Annotated in this window: 19 protein-coding genes; 7 read left to right on the top strand and 12 right to left on the bottom strand. The window is 67.4% G+C overall.

Features of this window, described 5'->3' with window-relative positions:
* Positions 1-56 precede the first annotated feature (56 nt).
* Complete coding sequence (locus tag C7416_RS27285) at positions 57-335, top strand: acylphosphatase (protein WP_111521768.1); 279 nt, start codon at positions 57-59, stop codon at positions 333-335.
* A 13-nt stretch (positions 336-348) separates the two neighbouring features.
* Here the strand turns inward: C7416_RS27285 and C7416_RS27290 are convergent, their stop codons facing one another.
* The 8 genes from C7416_RS27290 to rpe all read right to left on the bottom strand — a co-directional run bounded on the left by C7416_RS27290 (position 349) and on the right by rpe (position 7,671).
* Positions 349-1,125: a uracil-DNA glycosylase gene (locus C7416_RS27290; RefSeq protein ID WP_111521769.1), complete on the bottom strand. Its 777-nt coding sequence runs from the start codon at positions 1,123-1,125 to the stop codon at positions 349-351.
* A 29-nt stretch (positions 1,126-1,154) separates the two neighbouring features.
* Positions 1,155-1,784 carry a CYTH domain-containing protein gene (locus tag C7416_RS27295; protein ID WP_111521770.1) on the bottom strand — a complete coding sequence of 210 codons (630 nt, stop codon included), beginning with the start codon at positions 1,782-1,784 and terminating at the stop codon, positions 1,155-1,157.
* An 8-nt stretch (positions 1,785-1,792) separates the two neighbouring features.
* Positions 1,793-2,596 carry an indole-3-glycerol phosphate synthase TrpC gene (gene trpC, locus C7416_RS27300; RefSeq protein ID WP_111521771.1) on the bottom strand — a complete coding sequence of 268 codons (804 nt, stop codon included), beginning with the start codon at positions 2,594-2,596 and terminating at the stop codon, positions 1,793-1,795.
* Positions 2,597-2,607: 11 nt separating this feature from the next.
* Positions 2,608-3,633: an anthranilate phosphoribosyltransferase gene (gene trpD / locus C7416_RS27305; RefSeq protein ID WP_035848310.1), complete on the bottom strand. Its 1,026-nt coding sequence runs from the start codon at positions 3,631-3,633 to the stop codon at positions 2,608-2,610.
* A 62-nt stretch (positions 3,634-3,695) separates the two neighbouring features.
* Positions 3,696-4,265, bottom strand: coding sequence for an aminodeoxychorismate/anthranilate synthase component II (locus C7416_RS27310; protein WP_111521772.1), 570 nt, complete (start codon positions 4,263-4,265; stop codon positions 3,696-3,698).
* A gap of 20 nt (positions 4,266-4,285) precedes the next feature.
* Entirely contained in the window at positions 4,286-5,803 is a 1,518-nt protein-coding gene (trpE, locus tag C7416_RS27315) for an anthranilate synthase component I (protein ID WP_111521773.1), read from the bottom strand.
* 426 nt (positions 5,804-6,229) lie between these two features.
* Positions 6,230-6,973, bottom strand: coding sequence for a phosphoglycolate phosphatase (gph, locus tag C7416_RS27320; protein ID WP_111521774.1), 744 nt, complete (start codon positions 6,971-6,973; stop codon positions 6,230-6,232).
* Entirely contained in the window at positions 6,970-7,671 is a 702-nt protein-coding gene (gene rpe, locus C7416_RS27325) for a ribulose-phosphate 3-epimerase (protein ID WP_111521775.1), read from the bottom strand. The genes gph and rpe overlap by 4 nt, the downstream gene beginning before the upstream one ends.
* 202 nt (positions 7,672-7,873) lie before the next feature.
* Between rpe and apaG the strand changes: the two genes are divergently transcribed.
* Entirely contained in the window at positions 7,874-8,248 is a 375-nt protein-coding gene (apaG, locus tag C7416_RS27330; RefSeq protein ID WP_012353991.1) for a Co2+/Mg2+ efflux protein ApaG, read from the top strand.
* A gap of 13 nt (positions 8,249-8,261) precedes the next feature.
* Here apaG and C7416_RS27335 read toward each other — a convergent pair whose 3' ends face one another.
* Positions 8,262-8,480, bottom strand: a complete 219-nt coding sequence (locus C7416_RS27335) for a hypothetical protein (protein WP_111521776.1) — start codon at positions 8,478-8,480, stop codon at positions 8,262-8,264.
* 122 nt (positions 8,481-8,602) lie between these two features.
* On the opposite strand from C7416_RS27335, the gene mltA reads away from it, so the two are divergent.
* Entirely contained in the window at positions 8,603-9,748 is a 1,146-nt protein-coding gene (mltA, locus tag C7416_RS27340) for a murein transglycosylase A (RefSeq protein ID WP_111521777.1), read from the top strand.
* Positions 9,749-9,806: 58 nt separating this feature from the next.
* Here the strand turns inward: mltA and paaK are convergent, their stop codons facing one another.
* From paaK to paaG, 3 genes are read right to left on the bottom strand one after another with little or no spacing between them, the layout of a single operon-like run.
* Positions 9,807-11,111, bottom strand: coding sequence for a phenylacetate--CoA ligase PaaK (gene paaK / locus C7416_RS27345; protein ID WP_111521778.1), 1,305 nt, complete (start codon positions 11,109-11,111; stop codon positions 9,807-9,809).
* Positions 11,112-11,163: 52 nt separating this feature from the next.
* Positions 11,164-11,616, bottom strand: a complete 453-nt coding sequence (gene paaI, locus C7416_RS27350; protein ID WP_181461329.1) for a hydroxyphenylacetyl-CoA thioesterase PaaI — start codon at positions 11,614-11,616, stop codon at positions 11,164-11,166.
* A gap of 40 nt (positions 11,617-11,656) precedes the next feature.
* On the bottom strand, positions 11,657-12,481 hold the full coding sequence (gene paaG / locus C7416_RS27355) for a 2-(1,2-epoxy-1,2-dihydrophenyl)acetyl-CoA isomerase PaaG (RefSeq protein ID WP_111521779.1): 825 nt from the start codon (positions 12,479-12,481) through the stop codon (positions 11,657-11,659).
* A 270-nt stretch (positions 12,482-12,751) separates the two neighbouring features.
* On the opposite strand from paaG, the gene C7416_RS27360 reads away from it, so the two are divergent.
* The 4 genes from C7416_RS27360 to C7416_RS27375 all read left to right on the top strand — a co-directional run bounded on the left by C7416_RS27360 (position 12,752) and on the right by C7416_RS27375 (position 15,960).
* Positions 12,752-13,543 carry an amino acid ABC transporter substrate-binding protein gene (locus C7416_RS27360; protein WP_111521780.1) on the top strand — a complete coding sequence of 264 codons (792 nt, stop codon included), beginning with the start codon at positions 12,752-12,754 and terminating at the stop codon, positions 13,541-13,543.
* Positions 13,544-13,649: 106 nt separating this feature from the next.
* Complete coding sequence (locus tag C7416_RS27365; protein WP_012353984.1) at positions 13,650-14,303, top strand: amino acid ABC transporter permease; 654 nt, start codon at positions 13,650-13,652, stop codon at positions 14,301-14,303.
* Positions 14,304-14,340: 37 nt separating this feature from the next.
* On the top strand, positions 14,341-15,093 hold the full coding sequence (locus tag C7416_RS27370; protein ID WP_111521781.1) for an amino acid ABC transporter ATP-binding protein: 753 nt from the start codon (positions 14,341-14,343) through the stop codon (positions 15,091-15,093).
* 90 nt (positions 15,094-15,183) lie between these two features.
* Positions 15,184-15,960, top strand: coding sequence for an enoyl-CoA hydratase (locus C7416_RS27375; protein ID WP_111521782.1), 777 nt, complete (start codon positions 15,184-15,186; stop codon positions 15,958-15,960).
* Positions 15,961-16,314: the final 354 nt, after the last annotated feature.

Here is a 16,314-nt window from a genome sequence, read left to right on the forward strand (position 1 = left end):
ACCTGGTGTCGATGACACAACGCGCACGCGTCGCGTGCGCTCACGGGGAACCCACCATGAACAAGGCAACCTGGCGCCTAGTCGCGCACGGGCGCGTGCAGGGCGTGGGCTATCGCGCCGCCTGTGCCGACGCGGCGGACGAACTCGGCCTGGGCGGCTGGGTGCGCAACCGCGCCGACGGCACCGTCGAGGTGATGGCGCACGGCACGGTCAAACAGCTGGAAGCGCTGCAAGCGTGGATGGAGACCGGCCCGCCGGCGGCGCAGGTAAGCTTCGTCGAAGTCGGGCGCGGGGAAGGGGAGTTTGCCGGCTTCGAGTTCCGGCCGACGGTCTAGCGGCCCCGCTGCGCTAGGCCGCGGTCCAGTCGATCGCCGTGCGGCCGTGGGCTTCGAGCCAGCGGTTGGCTTCGCGGAAGTGGCCGCAGCCGAGGAAGCCCCGGTGCGCCGACAACGGCGACGGGTGCGGCGCTTCCAGCACGCAGTGGCCCGCGCCCAGCAGCGGCTTCTTGGCCTGCGCATGGCTGCCCCACAGCAGGAACACCAGGTTGGGCTGGCTGGCGGCGAGGTGCTGGATCAGGCAATCGGTGACCGCTTCCCAGCCGCGCCGGGCATGGCTGGCGGCCTGGCCCTGCTCGACCGTCAGCACGGTATTGAGCAGCAGCACGCCCTGGCGCGCCCAGCCTTCCAGGTTGCCGGAGGTGCGCGGCGGGCAGTTGCCGTCGGCGCCGAATTCGGCGGCGATTTCCTTGAAGATGTTGCGCAGGCTGGGCGGCACTTTGATGCCTGCCGGCACCGAGAAGGCGAGCCCGTGCGCCTGCGGCAGCTCGACGCCGCCGACGGTGCCGGTGCCGTGGTAAGGGTCCTGGCCCAGGATCACGACCTTGACCGCATCGGGCGGCGTCAGGTGCAGCGCGTGGAAGACATGGTGCGGGAACACCGGCTTGCCGGCGGCGCGTTCGCCATCGACAAAGGCGGCCAGCTCGCGCCACGCCGGGACGGCGATGCAGGGATCGAGCAAGGCGCGCCAGGCGGCGGGCAGGGCATCGGCCTGCGCTTGCAGGCTGGCGGCGGGAGAGGGTTCGCCGGGGGCGCGGGGCGCTTCGGCGGCAAAGAGATCGGCTTGCATGCGGGAAATGCGCGGCGGGAAAACCGCGATTATGACGCCTTGCCCTCGGCGATTCCGGCCAGGCGGTAGCCGCGCGCCGCCTTGCTCAGGTCCGACGGCGCCAGTGCCGCCACGGCGGCAAGCCGCGCGGCGAAGGCTCGCAGCGCATCGGCCGCGTGCGCGGCATCGCCATCGAGCCATTCCAGTTCGAGTTCCCGGATGCGCTCCTGCGCGGCACTGGCCGGTGCGGTGATGGTGCCGGTGTCGAGCGCGACCTCGATCCGTGCGCCGTCCTGCGTGACGATCCAGCTGCGGCGGATGAAGTCGGTGCGGAACACCGGCGCCAGGCTGCCGATCAGCGGCGCCAGCACGGCTTGCGCCTCGGCGGGAAAGGCCTGCAGCTCGATGGCGTCGCCGGCCACGGCGGTCTCCCACTCATGCCGCGTGGCCAGGCCGCCCTGGCTGTTGCCGGCGGTCTTCAGCGTTTGCAGCCACTGTGCGCCCTTGCGGCGCAGGCGCAGCGCGGCGCGCGCCCGCGCCAGGTCGTGCCGGGGCGTGTCGAGGTAGACGTTGAGCAGCGTGGCTTCGCCTTGCGGCTGGCCGTTGGCGTCGAGCCAGGCGGCCAGCGGGGCCAGGGCGGCGTCGGGGACGGCGAGTTTGAGTTCGATTTCCTGGGGCATGGGGGAAATCACCCAAACAACCGCGCCAGCTCCACTCCCGGATCCTTCGCCCGCATGAACGCCTCGCCGACGAGGAAGGCATGCACATCCGCCTCGCGCATGCGCTGCACGTCCGCGGGGCCGAGGATGCCAGACTCGGTCACCACCAGCTTGTCGGCCGGCATGCGCGGCAGCAGCTCGAGGGTGTTGTCCAGCGAGACCTCGAAGGTGCGCAGGTTGCGGTTGTTCACGCCCAGCAGCGGCGTCTTCAGCCGCAGCGCCACGTCGAGTTCGTCGCCGCCATGGACTTCCACCAGCACGTCCATGCCGAGCTCGTGCGCGCAGGCTTCCAGCTCGGCCATCAGTCCCGGATCCAGCGCCGCGACGATCAGCAGGATGCAGTCGGCGCCCCAGCTGCGCGCTTCATAGACCTGGTACAGGTCGACCATGAAATCCTTGCGCAGCGCCGGCAGCGGGCAGGCGCCGCGGGCGCGCTTCAGGTAGTCGGCGTGCCCCTGGAAGAAATGCTCGTCGGTCAGCACCGACAGGCAGGCCGCGCCGTGGGCGGCGTAGCTCTCGGCGATGGCCTCGGGCAGGAACTGCTCGCGCAGCACGCCCTTGGACGGCGACGCCTTCTTGATCTCGGCGATCACGCCGGCATGGCCGCCGGCGATCTTGTCGCGCAGCGCGCGCTCGAATCCGCGCGGGGCGAAGCCGGCCTCGGTGCGCAGGCTTTCGGCCTCGGCGCGCAGGCTGGGCAGGTCGCGCCGCTTGCGCGCGGCGGCGACTTCGTCGGCCTTTACAGCCAGGATTTTCTGCAGGATGTCGGACATATCGGCGTCTCTTACTTGAACTGCTGGGTGGCCCGCACGAAGGCGTCGAGCTTCTGCCGCGCCGCGCCGCTGGCGATGGCTTCGCGCGCGCGGCGGATGCCGTCCTCGACCGAGTCCGCCACGTTGGCGGCGTACAGCGCGGTGCCCGCATTCAGCGACACGATCTCGCGCGGCGTGCCCGGCGCGTTGGACAGCGCCTCGAGCAGCATGTCCTTGGACTCGGCGGCATCGGCCACCTTGAGGCCGCGGTTGGAGATCATCGACAGGCCGAAGTCTTCGGGGTGGATCTCGTACTCGCGCACTTCGCCGTCCTTCAGTTCGCCTACCAGCGTCGCGGCGCCCAGCGAGACCTCGTCCATGCCGTCCTTGCCGTAGACCACGATGGCGTGCTGCGCGCCCAGGCGCTGCATCACGCGCACCTGGATGCCGACCAGGTCGGGATGGAACACGCCCATCAGGATGTTGGGCGCATCGGCCGGGTTGGTCAGCGGGCCCAGGATATTGAAGATGGTGCGCACGCCCATTTCCTTGCGGATCGGCGCGACGTTCTTCATCGCCGGATGGTGCGTGGGCGCGAACATGAAGCCGATGCCGGTTTCTTCGATGCACTGGCCGACCTGCTCGGGCGTCAGCATGATGTTGACGCCGAGCGCCTCCAGCACGTCGGCGCTGCCCGACTTGGAGCTGACGCCGCGGTTGCCGTGCTTGGCGATCCTGGCGCCGGCGGCGGCGGCGACGAACATCGACGCGGTCGAGATATTGAAGGTGTGCGAGCCGTCGCCGCCGGTGCCGACGATATCGACGAAGTTCTCGCGATCCTTCACCGGCACCTTGTTGGCGAACTCGCGCATCACCTGCGCGGCGGCGGAGATCTCGCCGATGGTTTCTTTCTTGACGCGCAGCCCGGTCAGGATCGCGGCGGCCATCACCGGCGAGATCTGCGCCTGCATGATCTGCCGCATCAGGTGCAGCATTTCGTCATGGAAGATTTCGCGGTGTTCGATACAGCGCGTCAGGGCTTCTTGCGGCGTGATCATGGCGTTCTCGTTGACAGTCTGGATGGCGTGATGAGGGCTGGCGGGCGCGGAATCGAGCAGTCTCATCGCGGCGCCTTGACGAAGTTGGCCAGCATCGCATGGCCGTGCTCGGACAGGATCGACTCGGGATGGAACTGCACGCCTTCGACGGCGAGCGTCTTGTGGCGCACGCCCATGATCTCGCCGTCCGGGGTCCAGGCGGTGATCTCCAGGCAATCGGGCAGGGTCTCGCGCTCGATCGCCAGCGAATGATAGCGCGTCACGTCGAAGTGCCTGGGCAGCCCGGCGAAGACGCCTTGTTGCGTGGTCTCGATGGTGCTGACCTTGCCGTGCATCACCTGCTTGGCGCGGATCACCTTGCCGCCGAAGGCCTCGCCGATGGCCTGGTGGCCCAGGCACACGCCCAGCATCGGGATCTTGCCGGCGAAGTGCTGCAGCGCCGCCACCGAGATGCCGGCCTCCTTCGGGCTGCACGGGCCAGGCGACACGCAGATATGGTCGGGCTTCAGCGCCTCGATTTCCTCGATGGTGATCTCGTCGTTGCGATAGGTGCGCACGTCCACGCCCAGTTCGCCGAAGTACTGGACCAGGTTGTAGGTGAACGAATCGTAGTTGTCGATCATCAGCAGCATGGCGTCTGTCTCCTGTTCTGTCAGATGTCGGAGTCCAGGCCATCCTGGACCTGCTCGGCGGCGCGGATCACGGCGCGCGCCTTGGCCTCGGTTTCCCTCCATTCGGCTTCGGGGTCCGAGTCGGCGACGATGCCGGCGGCGGCCTGCACATAGAGGTTGCCGTCCTTGACGATGCCGGTGCGGATGGCGATGGCCAGGTCCATCTCGCCGCCGAACGACAGGTAGCCCACCGCGCCGCCATAGATGCCGCGCTTGCGCGGCTCAAGTTCGTCGATGATCTCCATCGCATGGACCTTGGGCGCGCCCGACAGCGTGCCGGCCGGGAAAGTGGCGCGCAGCACGTCGAGGTTGCTCATGCCCTCGCGCAGCGTGCCTTCGACCGAGCTGACGATATGCTGCACGTGCGAGTATTTCTCGATCACCATCTTGTCGGTGACCTTGACCGAACCGGTCTCGGCAATGCGGCCGATGTCATTGCGCGCCAGGTCGATCAGCATCACGTGCTCGGCGATTTCCTTCGGGTCGTTGAGCAGCTCGGTGGCCAGCTGCGCGTCCTTGTCCGGGGTATTGCCGCGCGGGCGCGTGCCGGCCAGCGGGCGGATGGTGACGATGTGTTCGCTGCGGGTGTCCCCGTTGGTGCCGACCTTGCGTTGCTCCTGCCGCACCAGGATCTCCGGCGACGCACCCACCACCTGGAAGTCGCCGAAGTTGTAGAAGTACATGTACGGCGACGGATTCAGCGAGCGCAGCGCGCGGTACAGCGACAGCGGCGCGTCGCGGTACGGCTTGACCAGGCGCTGGCCGATCTGCACCTGCATCATGTCGCCGGCCATGATGTATTCCTTGGCCTTGTGCACGGCGGCCAGGTAATCGGCCTTGGCGAATTCGCGGTAGACCTCGGTCTGCACCGACGGGCTGGTCACCGGCACGTCGACCGGCTGGCGCAGCTTCATGCGCAGCTCGCGCAGGCGCTGGCGCGCGCGCGAATAGGCCTCGGGCGTGGTCGGGTCGGCGTAGACGATCAGGTAGAGCTTGCCCGACAGGTTGTCGATCACCGCCAGTTCCTCGCACAGCAGCAGCTGGATATCGGGCAGGTTCAGGTCGTCGGGCTTCTGGGTATGGGCCAGCTTCTTCTCGATATAGCGCACCGCGTCGTAGCCGAAGTAGCCGGCCAGGCCGCCGCAGAAGCGGGGCAGCCCAGGGCGCAGCGCCACCTTGAAGCGCTGCTCGAAGGCGGCGATGAAATCGAGCGGATTGCCTTCGTGGGTTTCCACCACCTTGCCGTCGGTCACCACCTCGGTGCGGTTGCCGTAGGCGCGCAGCAGCGTGCGCGCATGCAGGCCGATGAAGGAATAGCGGCCGAAGCGCTCGCCGCCCACCACCGATTCCAGCAGGAAGGTGTTGACCCCGCGGGTCTGCGACTGGGCCAGCTTCAGGTACAGCGACAGCGGCGTTTCCAGGTCGGCAAAGGCCTCGGCGATCAGCGGGATGCGGTTGTAGCCCTGGTCGGCCAGCGATTTGAATTCCAGTTCGGTCATGTCGGTCCTCTTGTTCGGCCCGCGCCGCGGGCGATGGCCTGGCGCGGTGCCGCTTGTCGGCAGAGTGGGCTGGAGCGTAAGGGAGTTCCGCCCCGGTTGCGGACCGTGGTGCGGCAAGCTTGCGGACAAGGCTGCACACGGCCGGAAAGAGGGCGCGCGGCGCGTTCTTGAGCTAAACGTAGCAGAGAAATATGGCTACGCTGGCTTTCGGCGGGTTTGGGTGATGATGCCCGGCATGGCTGGTCGCCTGGGCCGGTGGTGGCGACGCCTTCGAATCGAAGGCGTGTCAGCAGACTCGCGAACGCACTTTACGCCTGTTGGGAGGCGCGCCAGCGACGCCAGGGCCAGGCCTGCCGATCACTGCCAGAAGAGATGCGTTTGCGGTTGAGAAACATTGAAGTTCAGGATTTGGTCGGGATCGACGGACTATCGATGACCGGCCCAGTGTGCGGCAAAGAGCGCTGCGGCATGGGCAATGGAGTCGACTATACCATCGGCGTCGACGCCTTGTACAGGGTTGCCATGGTTGTAGCCATAGGGCACCAGCAGCACACCCATGCCGGCCGCGCGGGCCGCCCGGGCGTCGTTTTCGGAGTCGCCCAGCGCCGCCATTGCCGACGGCTCGAGCCCGAAGGCATCGGCCACCTTCAGCAGCGGAAACGGGTCGGGCTTGCGCAGCGGGAAGGCATCGCCGCCATAGACCAGCTCGAAATACTGGGCCAGCCCGGTCTTGGCCAGCAGCGGCTCGGTAAAGCTGTAGGGCTTGTTGGTCACGCAGGCCAGCCGCAGCCCGGCCGCCTTCATCGCTGCCAGGCCTTCGCGCACGCCCGGGTAGACCTGCGAGAACTGGCCGTTGATGCGGATGTATTCGCGGTCGTAGAGCGCGTAGGCATCGGCAAACAGGCCGTTGGCGTGCAGCGGCGAAAAGCGCGCGTCGAGCACGCGCCGGATCAGGTTTTCCGAACCCTTGCCGACGTAGCTGACGATTTCCTGCTCGGACATCGGCGCCACCGGCCCCAGGTTGGGATGCTGGCGGCCCAGCGTCAGCAGCATGGCGTTGATCGAGGCGTGGAAGTCGCCCGCGGTGTCGACCATGGTGCCGTCCAGGTCGACGATCACGCCTTCGATGCCGCGCCAGTCGGCGCGGCGCAGCACCGCGCCCGCGCTCATTGGCCGGCCTTGGCCAGTTCGCCGCGCAGCGCCGAGATGATGCCGCGGTAGCCGCCGTCGGCATCGGGCTTGCCGAACACGGCCGAGCCCGCCACGAAGGTGTCGGCGCCGGCCCGGGCGATCTCGGCGATGTTGTCAACCTTCACGCCGCCGTCGACTTCCAGCAGGATGGTGCGGCCGGTGCGCGCGGTGTAGGCGTCGATGCGCTCGCGCACGGCGCGCAGCTTGTTCAGCGTCTCGGGGATGAACGACTGGCCGCCGAAGCCGGGGTTGACCGACATCAGCAGGATCACGTCCAGGCGGTCCATCACGTGGTCGAGGTGGTGCAGCGGCGTGGCCGGGTTGAACACCAGGCCGGCCTGGCAGCCGTGATCGCGGATCAGCGCCAGCGAGCGGTCGACGTGTTCGCTGGCCTCCGGGTGGAAGGTGATGATATTGGCGCCGGCCTTGGCAAAGTCCGGGATGATCCGGTCCACCGGGCGCACCATCAGGTGCACGTCGATGGGGGCGCTCACGTGGGGACGGATCGCCTCGCACACCAGCGGACCCACGGTCAGGTTGGGCACGTAATGGTTGTCCATCACGTCGAAATGGATCCAGTCGGCGCCAGCCTCGGTCACGCGGCGCACTTCCTCGCCCAGGCGGGCAAAGTCGGCGGACAGGATGGAAGGGGCGATGCGGAAGGTGGGCTGGGTCATGGTGGCGCGCGGTGAATGCAGGGAATGCTGTTATCGCCGCAGGCGGCGGCCGCACGGCGTTGAAAGACCGCTATTCTACGCCCGCCCGGGGCAAGCGCGTCCGGCCGGCACCGGGCCCGCGCTCTTGCCCGTCCCGCGCCCATCCCGCACAATGCGGCTACCCATTTCCCTGCCGGCCGATCCCGCCGCCGGCCCTGCCCAAATGAGCGAGTACGCCTTCTCCGTGTCGGTGCGCACCCAGTACCTGCCGGACCAGTCCGACCCCGAGCGCGGGCGCCATGCCTTCGCCTACACCATCACCATCCACAATACCGGCGAGGTCGCGGCACAGCTGATCTCGCGTCACTGGATCATCACCGACAGCGACAACGGCACGCAGGAAGTCGCCGGGCTGGGGGTGGTCGGCCACCAGCCGCTGCTCAAGCCGGGCGAGCATTTCGAGTACACCAGCTGGGCCACGATCTCGACCCCGGTGGGCTCGATGAAGGGCGAATACTTCTGCGTGGCCGAGGACGGCCACCGCTTCGAGGTGCCGATTCCCGAATTCGCGCTGGTGCTGCCGCGCATGCTGCACTGAGCGTGCCGGGAACCTACGGGCGCGGCGCGTTGTCCTGATCCTGCTGCGGCGCTTGCGCGTCTCCCTGCGCCGGCTGCTGGCGCGACGGGTGTTCCGACGGCGCGCGGGTGGGACGCGGATGCTTTTTCGCCGTGCCCATGGTCCAGACCACGATAAAGATCAGCAGGAACAGCGCCACGCCGGCTTCCAGGGCGAACAGCAGCATGGGATGGGCTTCGAAGAACTTGCTCATGGCGGATGCAGCGCGGCCCGCGGGGGCGCAGGCGATGGTTTGAGAATGACGGTGGCATTGTAGGGGCATTCCGGCGGATTGCGCCTGCAGGCCGCGCCTCCAGGACTTTGAACAATAGCAAGATGGCATACGCGGACGCTTTCCCGACTTCCCACGTTTCCGAGGTTTCTTCCCTGCACCGGCGCCGCCTGCGCGGCTGGCTTGCGCTGGCCGGCGCCGCGGTGCTGCTGGCCGGCTGCATGAGCGGCCCGCCGCCGCGCATCGAGACCACCCCGTCCGGCACCACGCCGCCGACGGCGTCGTCGCAGAAGGGCCGGCTGCAGGCCGCCAGCTGGGCCGAGATCGGCGGCTGGGCCCAGGATGATGTGCGCGCCGCCTGGCCGGCGCTGCAGCAAAGCTGCCAGGCGCTGAAGAAGCGCGCGGAATGGAGCCGCGCCTGCGCCGCCGGCATGATGGTCAATGCCGGCGACATCAACGCCATGCGCGCGTACTTCGAAAGCAACTTCCAGCCGTATCGGGTGGTCAACGGCGACGGCACCGACAGCGGCCTGATCACCGGCTACTACGAGCCCATCCTGCATGGCTCGCGCACGCGCCAGGGCAAGTTCCAGGTGCCGCTGTACCGCAAGCCGGCGCAGTTCGGCAACCGCCCGCTGCCGGCGCGCGCCGAACTGCTGCAGAACCCGGCCATGCGCGGCAACGAACTGGTCTGGGTCGACGACGCGGTCGAGGCCGCCTTCCTGCAGATCCAGGGCTCGGGCCGCATCCGCATGGCGGATGGCAGCATGATGCGGGTGGGCTTCGGCGGCACCAACGACCAGCCGTTCCGCTCGTTCGGCAAGTGGCTGCTCGATCGCGGCGAGATCACCCCGGCCCAGGCCACCATGCAGGGCATCAAGGCCTGGGCACGCGCCAACCCGGGCCGGGTCGAAGAGATGCTGAACATCAACCCGCGCTTTGTCTTCTTCCGCGAGCTGCCGCCCAACAACGACGGCCCGGTGGGCGCGCTGGGCGTGCCGCTGACCGCGGAGCGCTCGATCGCGGTCGACCCGGCCACGATCCCGCTGGGCGTGCCGGTGTTCCTGTCGACCACGCGCCCGCTGTCGACCGAGCCGATCCAGCGCCTGATGTTCGCCCAGGATACCGGCAGCGCCATCAAGGGCGGCGTGCGTGCGGACTTCTTCTGGGGCGCCGGCGATGCCGCCGGCGAGACCGCCGGACGGATGAAGCAGGGCGGCAGGATGTGGGTGCTGATGCCGCGAAGCTAGCAGCCAGCACGGAGTGCCCCCTCTCCCGCAAGCGGGCGAGGGGAACAAGATCGGCGATTCAGCGCCTGCGCTGATCCACGATCCGCTTGGCCTTCCCGACCGACCGCTCGATCCCGCCCTCCGGCAGCACCTCGATCCCCGCGGTCACGCCGATATAAGACTTGATCTCGTGCGCGAGCCGCTCGCGCGCGGGGTGCGCCAGCGCCGTGTCGCTGCCATGCGCGCATTCGACCCGCACCGTCAGCGTATCCAGGTGGCCCTCCCTGGCCAGCACGCACTGGTAGTGCGGCGCCAGCTCGGCGTGCCTGAGGATCAGTTCCTCGATCTGCGACGGGAACACGTTGACGCCGCGCACGATCATCATGTCGTCGGTGCGGCCGGTGACCTTCTCCATGCGGCGAAATGCCGCGCGGGCCGTGCCCGGCAGCAGCCGGGTCAGGTCGCGCGTACGGTAGCGCACCACCGGCATCGCTTCCTTGGTCAGCGAGGTGAACACCAGCTCGCCGAACTCGCCGTCGGGCAGCACCGCGCCGGTGTCGGGGTCGATGATCTCGGGGTAGAAGTGGTCTTCCCAGATGGTGGGACCATCCTTGGTCTCGGCGCATTCGTTGGCGACGCCGGGCCCCATCACCTCCGACAGCCCGTAGATATCGACCGCGGAGATGCCCATGCGCTTTTCGATCGCCAGCCGCATCTCCGGCGTCCACGGCTCGGCGCCGAAGATGCCCACGCGCAGCGAGGTGCTGGCCGGATCGATGCCCTGGCGCTCGAACTCGTCGGCGATCGCCAGCATGTAGCTGGGGGTCACCATGATCACTTCCGGCTTGAAGTCCTGGATCAGCTGCACCTGCCGCTCGGTCTGCCCGCCGCCGAACGGGATCGCGGTCAGGCCGGCCTTCTCGACCCCGTAGTGCGCGCCCAGACCGCCGGTGAATAGTCCGTAGCCGTAGCTGATATGCACCTTGTCGCCGCGCCGCGCGCCCGAGGCTCGGATCGAGCGCGCCATCACCGTGGCCCAGTTGTCGATGTCCTGCAGCGTGTAGCCGACCACGGTGGGCTTGCCGGTGGTGCCCGAGGAGGCATGGATGCGCGCCACGCGGTCCTGCGGCACCGCGAACATGCCGAACGGGTAGTTGTCGCGCAGGTCCTGCTTGCTGGTGAACGGAAAGCGGGCCAAATCGGCCAGCGATTGCAGCTGGTCCGGATGCACGCCGGCTTCGTCGAACTTGCGCCGGTAGACCGGCGAATTGGCGTAGGCGTGGTGGAGCGACCATCTCAGGCGCTCCAGCTGCAAGGCCTGCAGCTCGGCGTGGCTGGCGGTCTCGATCGGGTCCAGGGGCAGATCGGTCAGGCGCGTGCTCATGGGGTCTCCTGCACGGGGTGGCGTTTATCGTCAGTATCTTGCCAGGGCTGGCTCAGGCGCCTTCGGTCGCTTCGGGCGGCGGCACCACGTGTCCCTTGATCTGCGCCGACTTGCCGCGGAACATCGCCACCACCTGGCCCGCGGCATTGGTTACGCGGATATCGTAGATGCCGTGCCGGCCCGACAGGACCTGCTCGGTGGCCTCGGCGGTGAGCACGTCGCCGCCATGCACGGGCCGCAGGAACTCGATGCTGCAGCCGGCCGCCACGGTGTTGATGTTATGGCTGTTGCAGGCAAAAGCGAAGGTCGAATCGGCCAGCGTAAACATCAGGCCGCCATGGCAGATGCCGTGACCGTTGAGGAATTCCTTGCGCACCGGCATGGTCAGCCGCGCATAGCCCGGCCGCACCGCGTCGACCGTGATGCCCAGCCAGCGGCTGCAGGTGTCGGCGTCATACATCGCCGCCGCGGCGGCTTCCGCGAGGGCCTGGGGGTCCTGTTTCAAGCTGGTCTCCTGTCGGGGATGCGGGCGCAGGGCCCGCGGTCTACTTGCCGGTGAAGTGCGGGGCGCGCTTGGCGAGGAAGGCGTTTACGCCCTCGGCATAGTCGGCGGACTGGCCAAGCTCGCGCTGCAGGTCGCGTTCGAGGTCGAGCTGGGCGTCGAGCGTGGCCGTGGCGCTGGCATACATGGCGCGCTTGATCGCTGCCAGCGCGCGCGTCGGCTGCGCGGCCAGGTGCGTGGCCAGCGCCAGCGCCTGTTCCGGCAGCAGCGGATCGTCCATGGTCTGCCAGACTAGGCCCCAGGCTTCGGCCTGCTCGGCGCTCAGGCGCTCGCCGGTCATGGCCAGGCCCAGGGCGCGCGCCATGCCGATGCGCTGCGGCAGCAGCCAGGTGCCGCCCGAATCCGGCACCAGCCCGATCTTGACGAAGGCCTGGATAAAGCTGGCGGAGCGTGCCGCCAGCACCATGTCGCAGGCCAGCGCCAGGTTGGCGCCGGCACCGGCCGCGGTGCCGTTGACCGCCGCCACCACCGGCAGCGGCAGGGCCTGCAAACGGCGGATCAGCGGATTGAACCAGGTATCGATCAGCTCGCCCAGGTCGGTCATCTGTCCGGGCGTGAAATCCAGGTCAGCCAGGTCCTGGCCGGCGCAGAAGCCGCGGCCCGCGCCGGTCAGCAGCAGGGTCCGGGCGCCGCCGGCCTCGACGTGGTCGAGCGCTTGCTGCAGCGCCTGGTGCATGGCGCGGGTGAAGCTGTTGAGCTTGTCGGGACGATTGAGCGTGATGATCGCGACCGGCCCCTGCCAGGCCAGCAGGATAGGACCGCTCTCGATGCTGACCGGCTGGCCAGCGGGCGTGGACGTCGGGGGCATGGCTGTCTCCTGCCGGATGGAATCGATGACTCCGGGACGGGCTGTCGGTGCGGGCTGATGCCTCTAAAATAAACCGACCAGTCGGTCGGCAAATCTTAGCATTAATTTTTACCCGCGGGTGTGGCGAGATTGGCGCGAATGCCGGCCGCTCCGCAATGCCGGCCGGCAACACCGCTCTATAATCGCGCTGCCAACAACAATCTGAAAACCGCCGGCCTGCGCAAGCGAAGCCCGGCGCGCGCTTTCTCTCCCATCCGTATTGGAAATCCTATGAAGAAGTTCGCCGCATTGCTCCTGATCTCGTCCGTCGCGCTGTTCGCCGCGTGCGGCAAGAAAGAATCCGCCCCCGCGCCGGCTGCCGGCACGGATACCGCCGCCAGGATCATCGTGGGCCTGGACGACAATTTCCCGCCGATGGGTTTCCGCGATGCCAACAACGAACTGGTCGGCTTTGATATCGACATGGCCAAGGAGGCCAGCCGCCGTCTCGGCATGACGGTCGAATTCAAGCCGATCGACTGGAGCGCCAAGGAGGCGGAGCTGAACGGCAAGCGCGTCGACGTGCTGTGGAACGGTCTGACCATCACCGAAGAGCGCAAGAAGAACATCAGCTTTACCGCGCCCTACATGACCAACCACCAGATCGTGATCGTCGGCGCCCAGTCGCCGGTGAAGGCCAAGGCTGACCTGGCTGGCCGCACCGTCGGCGCGCAGGACGGCAGCAGCGCGGTGGATGCCATCAAGAAGGAAAGCCAGATTGCCGCGAGCCTGAAGGAATTGAAGACCTTCGGCGATAACGTGACGGCGCTGATGGACCTGTCGGCGGGCCGCCTCGACGCGATCGTGGTGGATGAAGTGGTGGGCCGCTACCTGATCAGCAAGCGTGCCGGCGAATATCGCGTGCTGGAAGAGAACTTCGGCACCGAGGACTACGGCGTCGGCGTGCGCAAGGATGACGCCGAACTGCTCGGCAAGCTCGACCAGACCCTGGCGTCGATGAAGCAGGACGGCACCGCCGCGCGTATCGCCACCCAGTGGTTTGGCGCCGACATCACCAAGTAATCCAGACCTGGCGTGACGTCCCTCGCGGCTCAGGCGAGGGGCACGCCAACTCCGGACCCGTTCGCCGGGCTTCCCGGAGGCCTTACCTCCTTCTGTACGCGCGAGCATGGATTACGTCTTATCTCTTCTGCTGCCGCTGGCGCAGGGTGCCAAAGTCACGCTGACGCTATTCGCCATCACGCTCGCCCTGTCGGTGCCGCTCGGGCTTGCGCTGGCACTGGCACGCATTTCGTCATGGCCGCTGCTGAGCGGCCTGGTCAACGGCTATATCTGGCTGATGCGCGGCACGCCGCTGATGCTGCAGATGCTGTTTATCTATTTCGCGCTGCCGTTCGTGCCGGTCATCGGCGTGCGGCTGCCTGATTTTCCCGCGGCAGTGGTGGCCTTCGCGCTCAACTACGCCGCGTACTTCGCGGAAATCTTCCGCGCCGGCATCAAGTCCGTCGACCGCGGCCAGTACGAGGCCAGCAAGGCGCTGGGCATGACCTATTTCCAGACCATGCGGCGCGTCGTGCTGCCGCAGATGGTCAGCCGCGTGCTGCCGCCGGTCAGCAATGAAACCATTACGCTGATCAAGGACACCTCGCTGATCTACGTGCTGGCGCTCAACGACATCCTGCGCACCGCGCGCGGCATCGTCCAGCGCGATTTCACCACCACGCCTTTCCTCGTCGCCGCGCTGTTTTATCTGGTGATGACGCTGATTCTGACCTGGTTCTTCCAGAATCTCGAAAAACGCTATGCCAAACATGATGACTAGCCCGACCGGCGCCCCTTCCCACGATGCGCCCGGCGTCATGATCGCGGCACGGGACATCTTCAAGTCGTTCGGGCCGTTGCAGGTCTTGCGCGGCGTTTCGCTGACCTTGCGCAAGGGCGATGTCACCGCGGTGATCGGCCCGTCGGGCTCGGGCAAGAGCACTTTGCTGCGTTGCCTGAACCATCTCGAGGTGATCGACCGCGGCACCCTGCACATCGAGGGCGAGACGCTGGCCTCAGCCGGCACCGACGGCGCGGCCCGCTATGTGGCGGACGCCGAAGTGCGCCGCATCTGCCGGAAGATGGGCATGGTGTTCCAGTCGTTCAACCTGTTTCCTCATATGACGGTGCTGCAGAACATCATCGAGGCGCCGGTGACGGTCAAGGGGCTGCGGCGCGATGCAGTGATCCCCAAGGCCGAGGAACTGCTGCGCAAGGTCGGCCTGCTGGCCAAGCGCGACAGCTATCCGGCGCGGCTGTCCGGCGGCCAGAAGCAGCGCGTGGCGATCGCGCGCGCACTGGCGATGGAACCTGACATCATGCTGTTCGACGAGCCCACTTCCGCGCTGGACCCGGAACTGACCGGCGAGGTGCTGCGCACCATGCGTCAACTGGCGGAGGAGCATATGACCATGCTCGTCGTCACCCATGAAATGGGGTTTGCGCGGGAAGTGGCGAACCACGTCGTGTTCATGGACGAGGGCCGGATTCTCGAGGAAGGCCCGCCGGGCGAGGTGTTCGGCGCGCCGGCCCACGCGCGCACCCGCGAATTCCTGGCACACATGCTCTAGCCGGCGCCGTCACGCCGTAACCGATGGCAGAATAGCCCGCAGCCGGTGGCGACACGCCATCCGCCTGACCACACACAGATAGGAGAAGACATGCCGTACGAAAACATCCTGGTCGAGACCCGCGGCCGCGTTGGCCTGGTCACGCTGAACCGCCCTAAGGCCCTGAATGCGCTCAATGATGCGCTGATGGATGAACTGGGCGCCGCGCTGACCGCGTTCGACCAGGATGAAGGTATCGGCGCCATCGTCATCACTGGCAGCGAGCGCGCCTTCGCCGCCGGCGCCGATATCGGCATGATGGCCAAGTACTCCTTCATGGACGTCTACAAGGGCGACTACATCACCCGCAACTGGGAAACCATCCGCAAGATCCGCAAGCCGGTGATCGCGGGCGTGGCCGGCTATGCGCTGGGCGGCGGCTGCGAGCTGGCGATGATGTGCGACATCATCATCGCCGCGGACTCGGCCAAATTCGGCCAGCCCGAGGTCAAGCTCGGCACCATGCCCGGCGCGGGCGGCACACAGCGCCTGCCGCGCGCCGTGTCCAAGGCCAAGGCGATGGACCTGTGCCTGACTTCGCGCATGATGGACGCCGCCGAAGCCGAGCGCTCCGGCCTGGTGTCGCGAGTGGTGCCCGCCGACAAGCTGCTGGACGAGGTGCTGGCGGCGGCCGAGACCATCGCCGGGTTCTCGCTGCCGGTGGTCATGATGATCAAGGAATCGGTCAACGCCGCCTACGAGACCACGCTGGCAGAGGGCGTGCACTTCGAGCGCCGCCTGTTCCACGCCACCTTCGCCACCGAAGACCAGAAGGAGGGTATGGCCGCCTTTGTCGAGAAGCGCAGCCCGAATTTCCAGCACCGTTAAGCGCTGGAATCAGGGAATACCCGAGGGTCGAGCAGGGGTATTGCTCCGTTTCCGTCACGTGCCGAGGCGATTTCCCCTTGCCGTTCAAGGCCTTACGCGAGAACCGCGGGAACGTTTAGCGCATCGCCGTGACAAAGGTGTTGCAAGGGCGGCGAAACCGGCCTACTATTCGCCCCCTCGCAACACAACGCGGCCCCTGCAAGGCGGGCGCAGCAAGGGTTGCGGGGTCGGCCGGGAGGTTAGCGCAGCGAGGTTTGCAGCGCTGACGGCAGCAAAAAAGATTGCTGCAAACGGTTGACGAAACGAAGAAAGCTCTGCATAATCTCGTTTCTCTGCTGCAGACAACGCAGCGCG

The organism is Cupriavidus phytorum (genome assembly GCF_003254285.1).
Lineage (GTDB): Bacteria > Pseudomonadota > Gammaproteobacteria > Burkholderiales > Burkholderiaceae > Cupriavidus > Cupriavidus phytorum.

Excerpts from the sequence above, each read along its gene's own strand:
- C7416_RS27285 (WP_111521768.1), top strand. The coding sequence starts at position 57 with ATGAACAAGGCAACCTGGCGCCTAGTCGCGCACGGGCGCGTGCAGGGC.
- C7416_RS27290 (WP_111521769.1), bottom strand. The coding sequence starts at position 1,125 with ATGCAAGCCGATCTCTTTGCCGCCGAAGCGCCCCGCGCCCCCGGCGAA.
- C7416_RS27295 (WP_111521770.1), bottom strand. The coding sequence starts at position 1,784 with ATGCCCCAGGAAATCGAACTCAAACTCGCCGTCCCCGACGCCGCCCTG.
- trpC (WP_111521771.1), bottom strand. The coding sequence starts at position 2,596 with ATGTCCGACATCCTGCAGAAAATCCTGGCTGTAAAGGCCGACGAAGTC.
- trpD (WP_035848310.1), bottom strand. The coding sequence starts at position 3,633 with ATGATCACGCCGCAAGAAGCCCTGACGCGCTGTATCGAACACCGCGAA.
- C7416_RS27310 (WP_111521772.1), bottom strand. The coding sequence starts at position 4,265 with ATGCTGCTGATGATCGACAACTACGATTCGTTCACCTACAACCTGGTC.
- trpE (WP_111521773.1), bottom strand. The coding sequence starts at position 5,803 with ATGACCGAACTGGAATTCAAATCGCTGGCCGACCAGGGCTACAACCGC.
- gph (WP_111521774.1), bottom strand. The coding sequence starts at position 6,973 with ATGAGCGCGGGCGCGGTGCTGCGCCGCGCCGACTGGCGCGGCATCGAA.
- rpe (WP_111521775.1), bottom strand. The coding sequence starts at position 7,671 with ATGACCCAGCCCACCTTCCGCATCGCCCCTTCCATCCTGTCCGCCGAC.
- apaG (WP_012353991.1), top strand. The coding sequence starts at position 7,874 with ATGAGCGAGTACGCCTTCTCCGTGTCGGTGCGCACCCAGTACCTGCCG.
- C7416_RS27335 (WP_111521776.1), bottom strand. The coding sequence starts at position 8,480 with ATGAGCAAGTTCTTCGAAGCCCATCCCATGCTGCTGTTCGCCCTGGAA.
- mltA (WP_111521777.1), top strand. The coding sequence starts at position 8,603 with ATGGCATACGCGGACGCTTTCCCGACTTCCCACGTTTCCGAGGTTTCT.
- paaK (WP_111521778.1), bottom strand. The coding sequence starts at position 11,111 with ATGAGCACGCGCCTGACCGATCTGCCCCTGGACCCGATCGAGACCGCC.
- paaG (WP_111521779.1), bottom strand. The coding sequence starts at position 12,481 with ATGCCCCCGACGTCCACGCCCGCTGGCCAGCCGGTCAGCATCGAGAGC.
- C7416_RS27360 (WP_111521780.1), top strand. The coding sequence starts at position 12,752 with ATGAAGAAGTTCGCCGCATTGCTCCTGATCTCGTCCGTCGCGCTGTTC.
- C7416_RS27365 (WP_012353984.1), top strand. The coding sequence starts at position 13,650 with ATGGATTACGTCTTATCTCTTCTGCTGCCGCTGGCGCAGGGTGCCAAA.
- C7416_RS27370 (WP_111521781.1), top strand. The coding sequence starts at position 14,341 with ATGATCGCGGCACGGGACATCTTCAAGTCGTTCGGGCCGTTGCAGGTC.
- C7416_RS27375 (WP_111521782.1), top strand. The coding sequence starts at position 15,184 with ATGCCGTACGAAAACATCCTGGTCGAGACCCGCGGCCGCGTTGGCCTG.